This is a genomic window from Halalkalibacter suaedae (genome assembly GCF_017939705.1).
Lineage (GTDB): Bacteria > Bacillota > Bacilli > Bacillales > Bacillaceae_D > Halalkalibacter > Halalkalibacter suaedae.
In genome coordinates, this window is record NZ_JAGKSQ010000008.1 from 33555 (window position 1) to 49556 (window position 16002).

A 16002-nucleotide genomic window follows, 5' to 3' on the forward strand; every position below is an offset into this window, starting at 1 on the left:
CCAATTTCTTGTTTAAACATAATAAAAAAGCGCAGTATCAAACTACGCTTTTTTTTTAAATATATGATATAAGAAATAGTCAAGCGGTATTTCGGTTGATCTTTCTTAACTTAATTGCCTTAATTTTTTCGATATTTAAAACATAATGGTCATCTGTAACAATACAATCTTTACCATCGATTGTTTGACGAAACATATCCTTACGAATATCCGATTTCGTCGTGAAACTGATTTGCTGTCCACTTTCAAATTCTACAAAGACTTGAAATTTACGCATATGATCAGCTCCTTTAGCAAAGTATACCATATTTCATCTAATTCCAAACATTTGAAAAATGTGAATACAATAATCATATACGTTTTAACGACTTAACATGCATTTATCGATTATCTTTACAAAAAAAAATCAAATACATAAAAAAGGTTGATCTAAGAGGAAGGAAACCTCTTAAATCAACCGAACTCCTATGTAGAACTTGTTAGGACCTACCTCTACCACGAATCATGTTTATAATGAATACAACTAGGGCCACAACGAGTAGAAGGTGAACGAGCCCTCCTGCAATTTCGAATAATACCCCGAGAATCCATAATAATATGATTATCCCAATAATTGTCCAAATCATGAGCTTTCACTCCTTTTATTTTGTTAGTAGATGTATTCCCGATTACTTAAATTGCAAACCTAGGTACTAGTAATCGCTAGAAAGAGAAAGATATAAAAAAACAATGAAGATTATTGTTATCTAAAGAAATCTGCGAATTGCATTGAATCTAAAATGAATATTCCTTAATTTAGAGAGACCTTATTTGATTTCAGCATAGTACTCATTTGTTCTAGACTTAATTATTAAAGGAGTGATTATTAGTGAAAAAGCTACAAGGGAAAGTGGTTGTTGTCACGGGTGGTAGTTCGGGGATCGGTCGTGCATCTGCTATACAATTAGCAGAACAAGGTGCAAAGGTTGCCTTACTTGATGTAAATGATGAACGAACAGAACAGACGAAGCACCAAATCGAAGCAACGGGCGTCGAGGCACTGTCTCTTCATTGTAATGTAGCGAATTCGTTAGAAGTTCAACGAAGTATTGCTAGTATTGTTGAGAAATGGGGTAGGATTGATGTTGTTTGTGCGAATGCTGGAATTGTAGGCACGCTTTCTTCTATTGAAACAATGGCTCTTGAACAGTGGCACGAAACAATTGATATCAATTTAAAAGGCACGTTTTTAACTGTTAAGCACACAATCCCTTTTTTGAAAAAGAATGGTGGAAGCATTATTATCACTAGCTCTGTTAGTGGCAACCGAGTCTTTTCACAGCCAGGCTTTTCTGTGTACAGTACATCAAAAGCAGGGCAAATAGCCTTTATGAAAATGGCAGCATTAGAGTTAGCTCAAAGTAAAATAAGAGTCAACGCTATTTGTCCTGGGGCGATTGAAACAAATATAGGAGATAGCATTACCAAAACTTCCAATGCTGATAATGTCACGGTGCCATTGAAGTTTCCGGAAGGGGATAAACCGTTAGAGCATAGACCAGGAACTCCAGATCAAGTAGCCAAGCTAGTTCTATTTCTAGCGACTGATGCTTCTTCACATATAACAGGGACAGAAATTTATATAGACGGTGCAGAATCGTTGCTCAGAGGATAATGATTATTGAAGCAAAAAGAATGGCATTAATCAATACTGTCGTAAGTATGATGAACAGTAAAATATAAAGGATAGAATACACTTGTATAAATAATTAATCTAGGCTCATTTAGACCTATTTAACAAACTATTTTATAATATTGTTACTTTTTTATAGCTTTTTAACTTTTATTATCTATCAAGGGAATATGTTACAGTTTATAATGTTAAATGTAAGCACTTACAAAAAGATTAATGGGGGGAACAAAATGAGAGTTAAAATGATGAAATGGTTGATGTTCTTAATGATGATCTGTGTCATTGGATTAGTTGCTTGTAGTTCTGAAACGAACAATGAAACCGAAGGAAATGGTACGGATGACTCGACCGAAACTTCAGATGAGTCAGCTGATGGGGACGTCACCATTCGTGTTGCTTGGTGGGGAGGCCAAGAGCGTCATGATATGACACTCGAAGCAATTGAGTTATTTGAAGCTGAATACCCTCATATTAAAGTTGAACCGGAATACACAGGCTGGGACGGCTATTGGGAGCGTCTAAATACGCAAGCAGCAGGTAGCAATCTTCCAGATGTTATTAATATGGATAATTCGAAACTTAATGAATATAACAGTCGCGATCTCTTAGTAGATTTGGCTCCATTCATCAATGATGGAACAATTAATTTAGAAGATGTTGACGATGTTTATCAGGAAATTAATCGTGATGGTGAAAGAGTTCTAGCCGTTTCATTAGGTGCGAATGCTCTAGCAACTGTTTACAATAAGGATTTATTTGAAGAGCATGGGATTGTGCTTGAACCTGGATATACGTACGAAGATTTATACGATGCAATGATCAAAATCAAAGATGGAACAGATGGTGAATTTTACGGCTTTGATCTTGCAAATGCTGAATATGAAATGTTCTTCTCATATGCACGTCAAAACGGGCAATCTGTTTTCACCCCTGATGGAACAGGCTTAGGCTTTGAAGAGCATGTATTAGTGGATTTCTTTAGTCTAATTCAGAAAATGGTGAAAGATGGTGCGGCTCCCTCACATGACATTACTATGTCGTATATAGACGGTGGTAACGCTATGGTTGGAGACGGCACTGGTGCAATGCAAATGGCAGCGAGTAACCAGATTATCGGAATCTCGCAAACAACTGATTATGAACTAGGATTGAACCTTCTTCCATCACTAGAAGGCGGAGAACATGGAAACTGGATTCGTCCAAGTATGTCGTTCTCAATTTCTCAACATTCAAAACAACAAGAAGCAGCTGCACAATTTATTGATTTCTTCACCAACAGTTTAGAAGCACATGAATTGTTAAAAGCAGACCGAGGTGTTCCAATTTCTTCAAAAGTACGTGAACATTTAGCTCCACTTGTAGAAGGTCCTGTTCAAGAGACATTTGAATTCTTAGAACTAGTAGCAGATTATACAAGTCCTGCAGATCCACTATCACCACCAGGAGAATCTGAAGTTCGTGGTTCGTTCTTACGTTTAGTCGAGACAATTAAGTACGATCAAATCACACCAGAGGAGGCAGCGAAGCAATTTATGCAAGAGGCTGAAGGAGTATTGAAATAACTGTCTTGTCGGTGACGAGACTGGGACATAACTAAAGTGTCTAACTGGAAACACCGAATAAAGCAATTACGTAGCGGATGAAATATACGTAGACTCCTGCGGAATGATAAAGCCAAAGGTGAGACTCCACAGGCGTAGACGAGGAGGCTCACCGGCTTCCCGCGGAAAGCGTAGTATATTTCAGGAGCGGCTTATGTCCGCCAACTATTATTGTTCGGTTTTTCTATTAGTTAGATAACTTTTATCCTAGCCTCAGTTACCTTTTAAAAAATAGGAGGGACACGATTATGTCTAAACCAGAAGAAGTGATTCGGACTACAATACCAACGCCGCAACCGTCCGAGCAAACAAAGAAACAGGAGAAGCGGAAGGCATTAAAAGATAATTTAACAGGGTATGCAATCATTTCACCATGGTTAATCGGATTTATCGTGTTAATCATTGGACCAATGATTGTTTCGTTTTACTTATCCTTTACAAACTATGATTTGCTTTCGAGTCCAAGTTGGATTGGAATTGAAAATTATATCCAAGTATTAACAAATGATCCACGCTTTATTAATTCATTGAAAGTCACCTTTATATTTGTTTTTGTATCAACACCACTTAAATTAATTTTTGCTCTCTTTCTTGCGATGCTCTTTAACACAGGTCGTAAAGGAACAAGTTTTTTCACAACAATTTATTATATCCCTTCTATCATAGGAGGAAGTGTTGCTATTGCCGTTGTTTGGAAGCAAATGTTTGGGAGAACAGGTGCTGTAAATGAATTTGTTACATCACTAGGATTTTCCGGAATGAACTGGATTGGAAATCCTGATACAGCGTTATCCGTTTTAATCTTATTAGTTGTATGGCAGTTTGGGTCGCCAATGATTATTTTCTTAGCAGGCTTGAGACAAATTCCTGCTGATCTATATGAAGCTGCGAGTGTTGATGGGGCCAATGCGGTTACTAAGTTTTTCAAAATCACTCTACCAATGCTAACGCCAGTCATTTTCTTCAACTTAATTATGCAAACAATAGGCGGTTTTATGACTTTTACACAGTCATACCTCATCACAAAAGGGGGACCCATGGATTCTACACTTTTCTATGCGGTTTATCTTTATGAGGTTGCCTTTGAATATTTACGAATGGGATATGCTTCAGCGATGGCCTGGATCTTGCTCGTCGTCATTGGGGTTATTACATTAATCCTGTTTAAAACATCAAAATACTGGGTCTATTACGAATCAGAAGGAGGACGTTAACATGGACATAAAGCCACTACTAAAAAACATAATTTATTATTTCTTTGTTATCGTCTTTGGATTTGTGATGGTCTATCCAATTCTGTGGATGTTTGCAAGTTCGTTAAAGCCATCTGAAGAAATTTTCAACAATGCGTTGTCACTTATACCGAGTATTTTTGTATGGGAGAATTACCCACAAGGCTGGGAAGGCTTTGGGAATATGGGGTTTGATATCTTCTTTAAGAACTCAGCAATTGTTACGTCACTCGTTGTTGTCGGGGCAATTTGTTCAAGTAGTATTGTTGCATATGGGTTTGCTAGATTGAATTTCAAATTCAAAGGCCTCTTATTTGCCTGCTTAATGGGGACGATTATGCTCCCAGTTCAGATTACGTTAATTCCTCAATATATCTTGTTCCACAACATTGGTTGGGTGAATACGTTTTATCCTTTGATCGTACCAGCCTTCTTGGGTGGAACACCGTTCTTTGTTTTCTTACTCATTCAGTTTATTAGAGGGATTCCACGAGAGCTTGATGAAGCAGCGATTGTAGACGGTTGTTCAACGTTTGGTGTCTTTTGGCGTATCATCCTACCATTATTGAAACCGGCACTTGTAACTGTGGCATTATTCGCTTTTATGTGGACATGGGACGATTTCCTCGCACCTTTAATTTACTTAAATAATGCTAATTTACACACAGTTACGATTGGTTTAAGAAATTTCATGGATGCAGATGGTAATACATCATGGGGACCACTTCTTGCAATGTCTTCATTATCGCTTGTGCCTCAATTCGTCTTATTCGCATTCTTTCAAAAGTATTTAGTAGAAGGAATCGCAACGACAGGATTAAAGTAAATTGTATTTTAATTTAATGAAAAGCCGAATAATCATAGGTGGTGTAGAAACACCGCTCCTGAAATATACTACGCTTTCCGCGGGAAGCCGGTGAGCCTCCTCGGCTACGCCTGTGGGGTCTCACCCTTGGCTTTATATCCCGCAGGAGTCTACGTATATTTCATCCGCTAAGTTATTGATTTGTGCAGAATTTTAGTTAAACACCTTAATTTTATCCGGGTCTTTTTATATATGAAAAATACGAAACGATACTGGAGGATGAACAATGCCTAGATTAGAGTTTGACGAAAACCAAATAAAAGAGATTATTGACCGGATCGTTGATCGAACATTTAAAATGGATTTTAGCTGGGATTGGCCAGGGGGGGTTGCCTTTTACGGTGTAACAGAAGCATATGAAGTAACTGGGGAAGAAAAATACATTCATATGATTAAGGAATGGATTGATGCAGAGCTAGAAGACGGTCTGCCAAAGTTAACAGTGAATGCCTCCTCAATTGGTCATATTCTATTAACCTTATATAAAGTAACAGAGGAAGAAAGATACTTAGAGATTGCAACTCAAATGGCTGATTATTTACTAAATGATGCTGAGCGTTTTGATGATGACGTACTTCAGCATACAGTAAATGGAGAAAAATATAATTTTCCGGAACAAGCATGGGTTGACACAATGTTTATGGCAGGCTACTTCTTATTAAGAATAGGAAAGCTATTAGATCGGGAGGATTATTTTGAGCTTGGATTGAAGCAGTACCATGGTCATGAGAAGTTTTTACAGAGTGATGATACCGATTTGTATTATCATGGTTGGGATAATATAAATGGTAATAATATGTCTAGTGTATTTTGGGCACGTGGCAATAGCTGGGCAGCGATTACGATGGCTAGAGCACTAGAATTAGTCGAGGTACAGCATCCATCCTATATGATCATTGATGGATCACTGCGAGACCAACAAAGTGCATTAGTGAGGTTGCAAGGAGAAACAGGTCTTTGGCATACTGTCTTAACTGATCCTACTTCTCCTATAGAAGTGTCTGGTTCAGCTGGAATTGCAGCTTCACTATTGGTTAGAGGGAAACTCTATAATAAATGTATCCAACATTCAATCGCAGGCATGCTTGAAAATGTGAAGGAAGATGGCTCGGTTACTAGAGTGTCAGCAGGTACGGCTGTAATGAATGATATTCAAGGATATAAGGATGTACCTGACAAACGTGTACAAGGATGGGGGCAGGGACTAGCATTAGTCTTTTTTGCTTCATTGTTAAAGAATAGAAATATAGGATAGTGTTAAAGTGAAGTCGACCTCAGTTGTGGCTGTATGTATTTAGACAATCAACAATTAAATAAATTAATCCAAGCAGCAAAGTATCAGCTTTGTTGCTTTTTTATACAATTTTAACATTTTTTATCTTCACTGCAATTTTAAAAGAAGATATAATTATTGTAAGCGGTTACAAGTTGAGGAGTGGTACAAATGAATGTAACAGGTTTCACAAGTGCAATCAATGAAATATGTGAATGGTTGATGAAACTAGCATTTATAAATACATTATGGTTACTTTTTACGATAGGTGGTCTAGGTGTTTTTGGATGGGCTCCTGCGACGGCAGCTTTGTTTGCTGTTTTACGGAATCAATTCATGTCAAAAGGGGATGCAAAGGCATTTAAATTGTTCTTAGCGGTTTATCGAAAAGAATTTATTAAAGCAAATCTCATTGGTCTATTTATAGTTGTTGGGGCATTTTCGCTTTATGCTAGTATTCAAACATTACCATATCTTCATCAATACGGAGTAATCCTATTAGGAACAATCTTTATTATTTTTTCTTTATTATTCCTAGTATTATGTTTGTTTATCTTTCCTGTATTTTCACATTATGATACGTCCTTACTTAATTGTTTCCGTTATGCGTTATTACTAGGAATCTCGCATTTGCATTATTGTCTTTTAATGATAGTTGGTATCGTTATTACTTATATTCTCTTCCATTCATTTCCTGGCCTTCTCTTGTTTTATGCGATCAGTTTGCCAGCAGCATGTATCATCATTATCGCATTAAACGCTTTTCGTACATTAGAAAAGAAGGAGAATGCGTTAACCTTAGTGAATTAAGTAGGTGATTAGCAATTTTTGATAACCTATTATGATAGCTACAGCGGAGAAGGTCAGTCTGGAGGATGTAGTGAATGAATCTTTTTAAGAAATACCGAATTAGGTATTTGTTATTTGGTAGCTTTTTCTTTTTTATTTTTGTATTGCTTTGTATCATCATCCTTGTTAGTTATCAGTATTCTGTTAGAGGGATTGTAAATACTTCAACTAATTATCAAGAAGATCAATTGAAGTTAATAAGTGAAGACTTAACTGGAAAACTCGAGACATTTGAAGGGTATTCAATTGTCCTATCGAGACAGAAAATCTTTCGTGATGTCATTAGTGGAAACCGAATGTTTCACGGGAGTTCGGTAAATTCATTAACACAGGACTTTTCTAATATTGTCTATAGTATTCCCCCGATCCATTCAATTGAGATCTTTCTTGCTTCACCGCCAGTAGATAATATTCAATATCCAGTGAGGTATACAGAGTTGTCTACTGTCTATGAGGAAAAATGGTATCAAAAGATTGAAGAAGAAAGTTCATCATGGTTAGGAAAGCGCATGGTCGATACGGTTGCCGGTAATAAGCCTGTTATTAGTTACGGACGAAAGATCACCACCTCACGTGGGGAACTACAATCTGTCATTATCATTAATTTAGACCCTTTAACACTTCAAGGCTGGCTTCTTGGATTTAGTGAGCAAGCAAATCTAGTCTTACTCGATAATAATGGGCAGGAAATTTCAAGTACTAGTTCGACTGAAATTGATCGTCACTTTTATGAAAATTTAATCAATGCAAGGGATTCAAAGCCTGAGGATGAATTAACCTTTCAAGTGAGACATGAAGATGATTTTGTTGTTGCGACGACGATTCCTTCTGTTGATTGGACATTAATGGAGATTACACCATATGAAGAGATGATTTCAACTAGTAAGAGGATGGCGAAAGCTTTGATCATTATTGGGGCAATTGCTGTATTTTTGGCCTTCATTGGAACATTAGTACTTACTAGAAGCTTCACGAAGCCTATTTTACATTTGGCTTCAGTAATGAAGACATATGATATCAATCAACCGAGTCCAGAACTGCCTACAGGCTACAAAAATGAGTTTGGACAACTTTTTAAAGGGTTTCAAGATCTTACCAGTCGTTCAAAGATGCTATATCAATCATTGGACGATCAAAATAGAAGACAGAGAGAAGCCGAGATTAAGGCATTGCAAGCGAACATCAATCCACATTTTTTATATAATACATTGGATCAGTTAAATTGGATTGCGATTGAACGTGGAGACAATGATATGAGTAAAATGTTTGAACTATTAGGAAAGATGTTACGAATTGGTCTGTCAAAAGGCGAAAGTATTATTACACTAAAAAATGAATTGAAGTATTTGGAGTACTACTTGCAAATTCAAAAAATCCAGCTAGAAGAACGTTTTGATTATCGTATTAATTTAGTTGGGAATGAGAATTATTTGATTCCGAAGCTAACATTGCAACCTTTTGTTGAAAACGCTGTCATACATGGTTTTCAAGATGGTAGAAAGGGCATAGTCGATATTCAGGTCGATGAGGAATCAAATCATTTAGTTATTAAAATACTAGATAACGGAATAGGATTACAGAAAAAGTCGCCAACTTCTTATCATCTTGAAACTGGAGGATATGGGATTCGTAACGTGAAGGAACGACTCGATGTTTATTATGGAGATGAAGCAAGTGTTGAAGTGATGAACCGAGAAAATGGTGGAACTATTGTGAAGATACGAATTCCGAAAGTGATGGAGCAAGAAAAGGGTATTTGATCATTCTGCTTAAAAAAGAGGGGGATAATCGATGTGGCGTGTAGTAATTGTAGACGATGATCATAAAGTGTTACGTGGAATGAAGAAAGTAATACCTTGGAGTGAACTGAATTGTCAATGGGTCGGAGAGGCACATAACGGTCAAGAAGGAATGGATGTTATTAAGCAGACCAAACCGGATATCATCATTACTGATATTTACATGCCTGTTATGAATGGTCTTGAGATGATTGAGAAAATTAAGGAAGAAACCACTTCTGCGAAAGTGATCATCTTAAGTGGTTTTAATGACTTCGAGTATGCTCGTCAGGCAATGAGATTAAGGATCGCTGATTATTTATCCAAACCGGCATCAATTGATACGATTAAAGAAGTACTAGTGAATGTCATTGAACAACTGAAGAAGGAGAATGAAGAGAAACGAAAGGTTGTTGAACTACAAAATAAATTAGAGACATATAAGCCAATGATCGACAGTTTTGACGACCATTTAGGAGATATATCAAAGGAGGCTCTTACTCAGTTTAGAAATCAATTTTTAACTACTGAAATAGTAGAAGAGCTAGGTTCAGAGTTCAGTGATTCAGAGGACATTTGTGTTGAATCAATGGAGGCGTGTCAAAAATTATCTGAGGCTATTCGATATGCTGACGGAAAAACAGCTTGTCATGTGATAGATGAATTTTTTGATGAGATGGTTAAACATCCATATTCGAGAGCGAATGCAGTTCGAATCGGCATTGAGATGTGGACATTGATCACATATTCTTTACATGATATTGGCATTCGTATGAATGATGTGCTCCTAGAGAAAGTTGATTTACTAAATGACCTCTCTTCGTGCAAAAAGTGGCCTGATCTTAGGGATTATTTGAGTGGGAAAATCAATCAAATATGCGAGCACCATCATTGGGATGAAAATACAAAACATAAGCAGTTAGTCGAACAAATGATTGATTATGTTAATAAGAATTTAAGTGAAAATATTACTCTTCAGGATATTGCAAATGAATTATATATTTCTCGAAACTATCTAGGACAAATTTTTAAAAATATAGTTGGAGAGTCTTTTAAAAACTATATGACTAGAGCAAGAATGGAAAAAGCGAAGAAAATGATTCAAGAAGGCAATTATTTAATATATGAAGTTTCTGAGAAAGTTGGCTATGTGAATCCAGCATACTTTACCACAACATTCAAAAAGTATACTGGCTATACCCCAACTGATCTCATTCATAGAAAATCAGTAGGTCAATAAGAAAGGGTGAGTTTATGAATACAAGAAAAGGTGAACATTGCTGGTACATTCCTGATGGTTATATTCCACCAACAAGTGCTGGTCAATTAACAAGTCATGAAGCGATCTGTGTACTAAACTGTAATGAGGAAAATACCAGGCTTGAAATCACGATTTATTTTGAAGATCGAGATCCCATCGAATCCATACTAGTTGAAGTTGCTGGTAAGAGAACTAAGCATATTAAAACAAATGAGTTGCATAAGGAAGGGCGTACAATTCCTCTAGGAGTTCCTTATGCAATTGAGGTTGAAAGTGACTATCCAATTATCGTTCAATACAGTCGCTTAGATTCTACTCAAAAAGAGCTAGCTCTAATGTCAACAATAGCCTATCCACTAAAATAGAAACTTAATCAGTTTAAGACATTGCCAATGGAGAGATGTCTCAAAAGCTAATAACAAACCTTTTGAGACACCTCTTTTTGTTTACAAATGTTCATATTTGTTCGATAATAGAGAGGGTTAAATAAACAGTGGAGGCGTTTTAATGCTCTCGGTCGAAAGATACGAAAAAATATTAAAAGAATTAGAAAAGAATAAAACGGTTAAAGTGTCAGAGTTAAGCTTAAACATTGGTGTAACAGAAAAAACAATTAGACTTGATTTAGAAGCTCTCGAACATAAAGGTTTATTAAAAAGAATTCATGGTGGTGCGATCCTGCAAGAAGAGAATGTACGAATCTTTCCAGTCGATGAAAGACAATCCAAGAATAACGAGAACAAGTTAAAAATTGCTATAGAGGCAATGAAACGAATCGAACCAGAAGAAACGATATTAATGGACGGTGGTAGTACGACATTGGCTCTTGCAAAATTGTTAGGTCAATTCCCAGTGACGGTTATAACCAATGACATTAGGATAGCAAATGAACTTATCGACAAGGAGAAAGTACAGCTAATGGTTCTCGGTGGTTCAAGGATTGGTACAACTTCTTCATTATTTGGCGTACAGGCATCTGATCTACTGAAGCGTATTCGTGTAAACCGCTTATTTTTTGGGACGACAGGTGTATCGATCGATCATGGATTAACTGTATTTAATAGTTTCCATGTTGAATGGAAGCGTAAAATTATTGATTGTGCAAACCATGTAACCTTGCTAGCTGAATCAACTAAATTTGAAAAAGTGGGTTTGATCCAATTTGCCACATTAGATGATCTTGATGAAATCATAACCGATGATCAGTTAGATCAAGCCATTAAAGCTAAGCTAGAGAATCTTTCCATTCCCTTAGTCATCAGTAATTAAAAAAAGTAAGAAAAATGGGAAGTCATGATTGCTACTCTTTCCCAGTAGTGTTATAATCGAACCATAACGAACATAAACAAACAAAAGTAGGAATTATAATAATTGAGGGAGGGAAGATAATGGTACAACCATCGTTTTCATTGACTGGTAAAGTAGCTCTAGTAACAGGAGCAAGTAGAGGTCTTGGTCAAGGAATGGCTGTTGGACTAGCCGAGGCTGGTGCAGATGTCATTGGTGCTGGTATTAGTAATATGACCGAGACTAGAGAACAAGTAGAAGCACTTGGTCGAACATTTTATGAGATTAAGGCCGATTTATCTGAGGCTATGGCAGCTAAGCAGCTTGTCATTGAAGCAATTAATCAGGCTGGTAAGATTGATATTCTAGTAAATAATGCTGGTATTATCAAACGTTCAGAGGCTGAAAGTTTTTCAGATGAGGATTGGAATGCGGTCATTAATGTTAATTTGAACTCAGTTTTTCAATTATGTCGTGAGGTTGGTCAACATATGCTAGAAAGAGGCTCTGGTAAGATTATTAATATAGCCTCAATGCTATCCTTTCAAGGTGGTTTAAGAGTTCCAGCATATACTGCGAGCAAGCATGCTGTAGCGGGGCTTACGAAATCATTAGCAAATGAATGGGTTAGTAAAGGAATTAATGTAAACGCTATCGCACCTGGTTATATGGAAACAGATAATACGGAAGCATTACGTGCGAATGAAGAAAGGAATGCCTATATTACATCTCGTATACCGAAAGGCGAATGGGGGAAGCCGGAGGATCTTAAAGGACCTGTTGTCTTTTTAGCTTCAGATGCTTCTTCCTATGTTAATGGTCATATTTTATGTGTAGATGGTGGATGGATGAGTTCTTAAATTAGACGAAATGGAAGGGGATTTTTAACATGGATATAAGATATGCTGCAAATCCAGAAGATACAAAGAAATATACAACTGAGAAGTTGAGAAACGAATTCTTAATCGAGTCATTATTTGAAAATGGTGCAATTAATATGGTCTACTCTCATCATGACCGTGTTATTGTAGGCGGAGCGATTCCGACAAGCAGTGCACTTCGACTAGATGCAGGAGATGCACTTAGAACCGATTTCTTTTTAGAAAGAAGAGAAATTGGAATTGTCAATATTGGACCAAAGGGTAAGGTCGTTGTTGATGGTGAAGCATTTGAACTAAACAAACGTGATTGTTTGTATGTCGGGTTAGGGAAAAAGGAAGTCCTATTTGAAAGTGATGATCAAGCAAATCCCGCCCGTTTTTATCTTGTTTCGTCACCTGCACATAAGGAATACCCAACGAAAAAGTTACCTATTGCTGAAGCTCAACCAACAAAGCTTGGCTCAGACAGTGAGTCTAATAACCGAACAATTTACAAATATATCCATGACGAAGGGCTTCAAAGCTGTCAGTTGATGATGGGGATGACTTTACTAGAACCTAATAATATGTGGAATACAATGCCTGCCCATGTTCATGATCGCCGAATGGAAGTGTATTTGTATTTTGATATGGATGAGGAATCACGTGTGTTTCATTTTATGGGTGAGCCAGGAGAAACAAGACATCTAGTTGTCAAAAATGAGGACGCGATTATCTCGCCACCATGGTCCATTCATTCAGGTGTTGGCACAAAGAACTATACATTTATATGGGCAATGGCAGGCGAAAATTATACATTTAAGGACATGGACTTCGTGAAAATGGAAGATCTTAAGTAATGTTCTAGCAGAGGGGCTGACTTAATAGATATCATTACTAATATCTAAAAGTTAGCCTTTTTTTGAAGAGTAATAACAACGTTGTTAATGAGGAGGATTGAAATGAAACCATTTATTCATGAGGATTTTATGCTTAATAATGATGCAGCGAAAATTCTCTATCATGATTATGCGAAGAATATGAAGATTTATGATTATCATTGTCACTTAAGTCCTGAAGATATTGCTGAAAATCGTCAATTTAAAAATCTAGCAGAAATTTGGCTCCATGGTGACCATTACAAATGGCGAGCAATGCGAACAATGGGGATTGATGAAGCATTAATAACTGGTGAAGCCTCAGATTATGAAAAGTTCAAACAGTGGGCTAAAGTTGTCCCTCGTACAATCGGCAATCCGTTATATCATTGGACACATCTCGAACTTAAACGGTATTTTGATATTGATCTTCTTCTTAATGAGGAAACAAGTGAGGAAATTTGGCATCATTGTAATCACTTATTAGCAACAGATTCATTTAAAACCCAAATTCTTATTGAGAAAAGCAATGTTGATGTAATTTGTACAACCGATGATCCTATCGATCTATTAGACAGTCATCTCAAAATAAAAGAAAACGAATCGTTTCAAACGACAGTAGTGCCAGCTTTTAGACCAGATAAGGCCATTGATATTTCACGACCTGTATTTAATCAATATATTAACGAACTAGGTCAGATTGTTGGAGAGGAGATAGCTAATTATCAAGAACTCCTAGCAGCACTTGAAAATCGAGCTCGTTTCTTTGATCGAGCTGGATGTAAAATATCTGATCATGGAATTGAGGAAGTCCCTTTTGAACAATGCTCAAAAGAAGAAGCCTCACTGATTTTCAAAAAAGCAAGAAATGGTGAAGTGATTTCAAAAAAGGAAGAAATGAAATACAAAACCCATCTTCACCTATTTTTAGGTAGATTGTATGCCTCTTTAGGTTGGGCAATGCAGCTGCATATCGGAGCAATACGTAATAATAATGACCGAATGTTTGCCGAGCTTGGACCAGATACAGGGTTTGACTCGATCCATGATCTAGAACTTGCTAGACCGCTCAATCGGTTCTTAAATGAACTTGATAAGACAAATGAATTGCCGAAAACGATTCTCTATCATTTAAACCCAGTTCATAACTATGTAATCGGTTCCGCAATTGGTAATTTTCAATCGAGTGAAGTAAATGGCAAGATTCAGTTTGGGTCTGGTTGGTGGTTTAATGATCAAAAGGACGGGATGATCAGACAGATGACAGATCTAGCGAACCTAGGTTTTTTAAGTAGTTTCATTGGTATGTTAACAGATTCAAGAAGCTTTCTTTCCTATCCAAGGCATGAGTATTTCAGAAGGATTTTATGTGATTTGGTCGGTAGTTGGGTTGAGAAGGGGGAAGCACCAAGGGATTTTAAACTATTAGGAAGTATGATCGAAGACATTAGTTACAATAATGCGAAACATTATTTCAAGATCTAGGAGGTATTTTCATGACTGTAGGTGTATTAGCTCATTTATTTGGGCAAAAGCCATATCAACAATTAGCAGAGGAAATTGGATCTTATGGATTCAATCATATACAACTTGCGATTTGGAAAGCACTTGGTGATTATGATTTCACAAAGCCAGGCAAGTTAACACCAGGATTAGTAAGAAATATTGCAAAAGAGTTTCAAAAGAACAATATCTCAATCTCAGTGCTTGCTTGTTATCTGCATCTTTTTGAACAAGATGATCATCAAAGAAATGAAAATCTTGCAAGATTTAAGGAATTACTTCGTTATGCACCAATCTTTGGGACTCCGATGGTAGCTGTGGAAGTTGGTGTACCAAATGGGGATGGTCATGAGCAAGATTGGTTGAGGTTAAAATCTTCCCTTTCAGAGTTAGTGAATGAAGCGGAGAAGTGGGGGGTAACAATTGGTTTAGAACCAGCAAATGGACACCTAATTGGCACTGCAAAAGAATTACGACAAATGTTGGATGAACTCCCATCATCACATTTTGGCGTTGTATTAGATCCCGGTAATTTGTTGACAACAGAAAATTTTCATCGCCAAGATGAGGTGATTAAGGAAGCGTTTGATCTATTGGGTGACCGAATTGTGGCCTGTCATGCTAAAGACAGGATGTTGGATGAAAAGGGGAACATTCAAACGGTTACACCAGGAAAAGGTAGGATGAACTATGAGTTATACCTAACATTATTAAACCATTACAAACCCGAATGCGACATAATTATTGAAGAAACGAAGCCAGAAGATATGCCGGATACAAGAGAATTCATTGAGAAGCTCAGAGCCAGTATTTCATAAATTGATGGTCAGTCTGTTGTCCTAGCAAGTAGTAGCAGGCGACAGACTTTTTTTCATTCATAAATGATTAAGCCGAGTTGAAAATGAATATGTTATAATAAATTCGACGAGAGGAAAAAAATGTA

Annotated in this window: 16 protein-coding genes; 14 read left to right on the forward strand and 2 right to left on the reverse strand. The window is 36.9% G+C overall.

Annotated features, from left to right (window positions below):
- Window positions 1-79 precede the first annotated feature (79 nt).
- Both J7W16_RS17100 and J7W16_RS17105 read right to left on the reverse strand, forming a co-directional pair.
- Window positions 80-277 (reverse strand): hypothetical protein, encoded by a 198-nt coding sequence (locus tag J7W16_RS17100; protein ID WP_210598697.1) that lies wholly within the window; start codon window positions 275-277, stop codon window positions 80-82.
- Window positions 278-479: 202 nt separating this feature from the next.
- Window positions 480-626 (reverse strand): lmo0937 family membrane protein, encoded by a 147-nt coding sequence (locus tag J7W16_RS17105; protein WP_210598698.1) that lies wholly within the window; start codon window positions 624-626, stop codon window positions 480-482.
- Window positions 627-868: 242 nt separating this feature from the next.
- Between J7W16_RS17105 and J7W16_RS17110 the strand changes: the two genes are divergently transcribed.
- From J7W16_RS17110 to J7W16_RS17175, 14 genes are all read left to right on the forward strand, one after another.
- Window positions 869-1654 carry an SDR family oxidoreductase gene (locus J7W16_RS17110; RefSeq protein ID WP_210598699.1) on the forward strand — a complete coding sequence of 262 codons (786 nt, stop codon included), beginning with the start codon at window positions 869-871 and terminating at the stop codon, window positions 1652-1654.
- Window positions 1655-1902: 248 nt separating this feature from the next.
- Window positions 1903-3234 (forward strand): ABC transporter substrate-binding protein, encoded by a 1332-nt coding sequence (locus tag J7W16_RS17115; protein ID WP_246880085.1) that lies wholly within the window; start codon window positions 1903-1905, stop codon window positions 3232-3234.
- 287 nt (window positions 3235-3521) lie between these two features.
- The gene (locus tag J7W16_RS17120; protein ID WP_210598700.1) at window positions 3522-4487 is read left to right on the forward strand and encodes a carbohydrate ABC transporter permease; all 966 of its coding nucleotides are present in this window, start codon (window positions 3522-3524) and stop codon (window positions 4485-4487) included.
- A 1-nt stretch (window position 4488) separates the two neighbouring features.
- A complete protein-coding gene (locus tag J7W16_RS17125; protein ID WP_210598701.1) occupies window positions 4489-5331 on the forward strand; it encodes a carbohydrate ABC transporter permease in 843 nt (280 codons plus the stop codon).
- Between the two features lie 265 nt (window positions 5332-5596).
- Window positions 5597-6625, forward strand: a complete 1029-nt coding sequence (locus J7W16_RS17130) for a glycoside hydrolase family 88/105 protein (RefSeq protein WP_210598702.1) — start codon at window positions 5597-5599, stop codon at window positions 6623-6625.
- 189 nt (window positions 6626-6814) lie between these two features.
- The gene (locus J7W16_RS17135; protein ID WP_210598703.1) at window positions 6815-7453 is read left to right on the forward strand and encodes a YesL family protein; all 639 of its coding nucleotides are present in this window, start codon (window positions 6815-6817) and stop codon (window positions 7451-7453) included.
- Between the two features lie 74 nt (window positions 7454-7527).
- The gene (locus tag J7W16_RS17140; RefSeq protein WP_210598704.1) at window positions 7528-9252 is read left to right on the forward strand and encodes a sensor histidine kinase; all 1725 of its coding nucleotides are present in this window, start codon (window positions 7528-7530) and stop codon (window positions 9250-9252) included.
- Between the two features lie 31 nt (window positions 9253-9283).
- Complete coding sequence (locus tag J7W16_RS17145) at window positions 9284-10510, forward strand: response regulator transcription factor (RefSeq protein ID WP_210598705.1); 1227 nt, start codon at window positions 9284-9286, stop codon at window positions 10508-10510.
- 14 nt (window positions 10511-10524) lie between these two features.
- Window positions 10525-10896, forward strand: a complete 372-nt coding sequence (locus J7W16_RS17150; protein WP_210598706.1) for a sensory rhodopsin transducer — start codon at window positions 10525-10527, stop codon at window positions 10894-10896.
- A gap of 142 nt (window positions 10897-11038) precedes the next feature.
- Window positions 11039-11800: a DeoR/GlpR family DNA-binding transcription regulator gene (locus J7W16_RS17155; RefSeq protein WP_210598707.1), complete on the forward strand. Its 762-nt coding sequence runs from the start codon at window positions 11039-11041 to the stop codon at window positions 11798-11800.
- Between the two features lie 119 nt (window positions 11801-11919).
- On the forward strand, window positions 11920-12678 hold the full coding sequence (kduD, locus tag J7W16_RS17160; protein WP_210598708.1) for a 2-dehydro-3-deoxy-D-gluconate 5-dehydrogenase KduD: 759 nt from the start codon (window positions 11920-11922) through the stop codon (window positions 12676-12678).
- A gap of 29 nt (window positions 12679-12707) precedes the next feature.
- Window positions 12708-13538, forward strand: a complete 831-nt coding sequence (kduI, locus tag J7W16_RS17165; RefSeq protein ID WP_210598709.1) for a 5-dehydro-4-deoxy-D-glucuronate isomerase — start codon at window positions 12708-12710, stop codon at window positions 13536-13538.
- Between the two features lie 102 nt (window positions 13539-13640).
- Window positions 13641-15041 carry a glucuronate isomerase gene (gene uxaC, locus J7W16_RS17170; RefSeq protein ID WP_210598710.1) on the forward strand — a complete coding sequence of 467 codons (1401 nt, stop codon included), beginning with the start codon at window positions 13641-13643 and terminating at the stop codon, window positions 15039-15041.
- Between the two features lie 11 nt (window positions 15042-15052).
- Window positions 15053-15877: a sugar phosphate isomerase/epimerase family protein gene (locus tag J7W16_RS17175; protein ID WP_210598711.1), complete on the forward strand. Its 825-nt coding sequence runs from the start codon at window positions 15053-15055 to the stop codon at window positions 15875-15877.
- The last annotated feature ends 125 nt before the right edge of the window (window positions 15878-16002 follow it).

Bases quoted from the DNA above. Each gene is read 5' to 3' on its own strand.
- J7W16_RS17100 (WP_210598697.1), bottom strand. From the start codon at position 277: ATGCGTAAATTTCAAGTCTTTGTAGAATTTGAAAGTGGACAGCAAATC.
- J7W16_RS17105 (WP_210598698.1), bottom strand. From the start codon at position 626: ATGATTTGGACAATTATTGGGATAATCATATTATTATGGATTCTCGGG.
- J7W16_RS17115 (WP_246880085.1), top strand. From the start codon at position 1,903: ATGAGAGTTAAAATGATGAAATGGTTGATGTTCTTAATGATGATCTGT.
- J7W16_RS17120 (WP_210598700.1), top strand. From the start codon at position 3,522: ATGTCTAAACCAGAAGAAGTGATTCGGACTACAATACCAACGCCGCAA.
- J7W16_RS17125 (WP_210598701.1), top strand. From the start codon at position 4,489: ATGGACATAAAGCCACTACTAAAAAACATAATTTATTATTTCTTTGTT.
- J7W16_RS17130 (WP_210598702.1), top strand. From the start codon at position 5,597: ATGCCTAGATTAGAGTTTGACGAAAACCAAATAAAAGAGATTATTGAC.
- J7W16_RS17135 (WP_210598703.1), top strand. From the start codon at position 6,815: ATGAATGTAACAGGTTTCACAAGTGCAATCAATGAAATATGTGAATGG.
- J7W16_RS17140 (WP_210598704.1), top strand. From the start codon at position 7,528: ATGAATCTTTTTAAGAAATACCGAATTAGGTATTTGTTATTTGGTAGC.
- J7W16_RS17145 (WP_210598705.1), top strand. From the start codon at position 9,284: ATGTGGCGTGTAGTAATTGTAGACGATGATCATAAAGTGTTACGTGGA.
- J7W16_RS17150 (WP_210598706.1), top strand. From the start codon at position 10,525: ATGAATACAAGAAAAGGTGAACATTGCTGGTACATTCCTGATGGTTAT.
- J7W16_RS17155 (WP_210598707.1), top strand. From the start codon at position 11,039: ATGCTCTCGGTCGAAAGATACGAAAAAATATTAAAAGAATTAGAAAAG.
- kduD (WP_210598708.1), top strand. From the start codon at position 11,920: ATGGTACAACCATCGTTTTCATTGACTGGTAAAGTAGCTCTAGTAACA.
- kduI (WP_210598709.1), top strand. From the start codon at position 12,708: ATGGATATAAGATATGCTGCAAATCCAGAAGATACAAAGAAATATACA.
- uxaC (WP_210598710.1), top strand. From the start codon at position 13,641: ATGAAACCATTTATTCATGAGGATTTTATGCTTAATAATGATGCAGCG.
- J7W16_RS17175 (WP_210598711.1), top strand. From the start codon at position 15,053: ATGACTGTAGGTGTATTAGCTCATTTATTTGGGCAAAAGCCATATCAA.